Annotated in this window: 3 protein-coding genes; 2 read left to right on the forward strand and 1 reads right to left on the reverse strand. The window is 71.5% G+C overall.

Going from position 1 to position 2,561, the window contains the following annotated elements:
- Together ABYE80_RS19645 and ABYE80_RS19650 are read left to right on the forward strand one after the other, a co-directional pair.
- A partial coding sequence (locus ABYE80_RS19645; protein ID WP_372791999.1) for an alpha/beta fold hydrolase occupies window positions 1-711 on the forward strand: 711 nt, incomplete at its 5' end.
- A gap of 88 nt (window positions 712-799) precedes the next feature.
- Window positions 800-1,513: a DUF3105 domain-containing protein gene (locus ABYE80_RS19650; RefSeq protein ID WP_372792000.1), complete on the forward strand. Its 714-nt coding sequence runs from the start codon at window positions 800-802 to the stop codon at window positions 1,511-1,513.
- 18 nt (window positions 1,514-1,531) lie between these two features.
- Here ABYE80_RS19650 and ABYE80_RS19655 read toward each other — a convergent pair whose 3' ends face one another.
- The gene (locus ABYE80_RS19655; protein ID WP_372792001.1) at window positions 1,532-2,533 is read right to left on the reverse strand and encodes an ATP-grasp domain-containing protein; all 1,002 of its coding nucleotides are present in this window, start codon (window positions 2,531-2,533) and stop codon (window positions 1,532-1,534) included.
- Between the last annotated feature and the right edge of the window lie 28 nt (window positions 2,534-2,561).

Genomic DNA, 2,561 nt, shown 5'->3' on the forward strand with positions numbered 1-2,561 from the left:
CGGGGGTACCGCGCGATCACCATCGATCTCCTCGGGCACGGCCGGTCGGACCGCCCGAGCGACATGCAGGCGTACTCGATGGCCGGGTTCGGGGAGCAGCTCGTCGCGCTCCTCGACCACCTCGAGGTCGAGCGGGCCGTCTTCCACGGGCTCTCGCTCGGCGCCAACTCGGCGCTCGAGGCCGCCGTGAGCGCGCCCGACCGCATCCGGGGCCTGATCATCGAGATGCCCGTGCTCGACGACGCCCTGCTCGGCTGCGCGATCGCGTTCACCCCGATCATGCTCACGCTCACCTTCGCGCGGACGCCGATGCGGGCGCTGAGCGCGATCACCCGGCGGATCCCGACCTCGGTGCCCGCGCTCGCCCTCCCGGACATGATGCTCGACCTCGTGCGGCAGGACCCGGAGCCCAGCAACGCGGTGTTCCACGGCCTGTTCTTCCACCGCGTCGCCCCGCCGCCGACACTGCGCAGGACGATCACCGCCCCCACGCTCGTCGTCGGGCACCCCAACGACCCCATCCACCCCTTCTCGGACGCCGACGCGCTGGTCGGCGAGATCCAGGGGGCGCGGCTGATGCGCATGGCGTCGATCCTCGAAGGGCGGCTCTTCCCCGAGCGCCTGAGCAACGAGATCGCCGGCTTCCTCGCGGAGGTGTTCGCCGCCCCCGCGGACGCCGCGGCCGGCACCACGCATGCCAGGACCGCCTGACGCCGCCGGCACGGCGACGCCGCCCAGGCGCGCCCCCGTCGACCGACCGACGTGGTGCTCGCGCGAGCACGGGTAGCATCCGGAACGTATGTCGAGCCGTCAGGAAGAGAAAGAAGCGCGCCGCAGGGAGCGCCAGGCGCAGCAGGCCGAGGCCGAAAAGGCCGCCGCCAACGCCCGGCGCATGCGGCTCGTCGGAGGCGTCGTCGTCGCCGTGCTCGCGGTCGGCGGCATCGGAGCCGCGGTCGTGGCCGGAGGTGGGGGCGACGACGGACCCGCTCCGGACGGCGGCAGCGACCTGCCCAAGGCGTCGATCCCCGCCCAGCGGATCACCGACCTCGAGGAGGCGGCCAAGGCCGCCGGCTGCGAGCTGAAGGAGCAGCTGCCCAGCGAGGGCAACGACCACGTCGAGGGCCAGGTCACGAGCTACAAGACCAACCCGCCGACCTCGGGCCCGCACAACATCACCCCGGCCCAGGACGGCGAGTACAGCGTCGGGAACGAGCCCGAGAAGGAGAACTGGGTCCACACCCTCGAGCACGGCCGGATCCTCTTCCAGTTCGCACCCGGGACCTCGACGAGCGACCAGGCAAAGCTCTCCGCGCTGTTCAATGAGGACTTCAGCGGGAGCAACGGCTACCACCAGCTCGTGTTCCAGAACAACACCGAGATGCCGTTCAAGTTCGCGGCCGTCGCGTGGACGAACTACGTGGGCTGCCCCGGCCCGCTGAACTCCGAGACGCTCGACACGTTCCGCGCGTTCCGCGCCAAGTACGTCGACAAGGGACCGGAGCTCGTCCCGTAGCCGGACACCCCCGCGCGATCAGCGCGGGGTGGGCGGGCCGGGAGGCGACACGATGTCCCTCCCCGTCGGCCGCATCTGCTCGTCGAGCTCGAGCTGCCAGTAGTAGCGCGTGAAGTGGCGGCCCGCGACGAACTCGCCGACGTGCGGCTCGGGGGTCTCCCCGTTCGCCATCGCCACGATCAGCTCGGGGTAGGTACGCCCCGGGAGGGCCGCGTACATCGGCGCCGGGAACGCTCCACCGAAGCGGGTGTTGACGTCGGTGATGCCCAGCCCGAGATCCTTGTCGCGGAACGCCTGGACGGTGCACGGCCCTCGGACACCGAGCGCCTCGACGACGCTCCGCCCGAGATCGATCAGCTCCCGGTCGGCGATCGCGGCCCCCTTGATCGACTCGCCGCCCCGTGACTCGAGCATGGTCCGCGGGATGACGTTGAGACAGCGCCCGTCGGTGTCGCTCAGGCAGTCCATCGAGAACTCGGGCCCGTCCATGAGCTTCTGGATCATCACCGGCTCGTCGACGTAGCCGACGAAGAACTCGGCGTCACGACGGTCGCGGGCCGGGTGGATCGAGCGGGCGCCCGAGCCGCGCACCGGCTTGACCATGACCGGGTAGTGGTCGTCCATCGCGTCCAGGTCCTCCGGCAGCACCGTGGGCGGCGAGGGCAGCCCGAGCTCGCGCAGGAGCAGGTGCGTGCCGTACTTGTCGTAGGTGGCGCTCGCGGTCCGCGACGACGGCACCAGCGCCTCGGGCAGGTGCCCTTCCTCGCGGGCCACCGCGAGCGTCTCGATGTCCAGGTCGGTGAGGGGGACGATCGCGCCCACGTCGTGCTCGTCGCACAGCGCGCGCAGCGACGGCACGTACTCCGGGTCCTTGATGAGGGGCACGCTGGAGCGCACGGTCGCCGCGTACTGCGCGGGAGCCAGCGGCGACGGGTCCGCCGCCACCACGGTCGTGTGCTGCGCGAACGCGCTGACGATGTCGTAGCGCTTCCCGACGCCGGTGAGGAGAACGGCCTTCATCGCCGGGACTCTGGCAGGACCGGGGCGA

It is taken from the genome of Paraconexibacter sp. (assembly GCF_041602235.1).
GTDB lineage: Bacteria > Actinomycetota > Thermoleophilia > Solirubrobacterales > Solirubrobacteraceae > Paraconexibacter.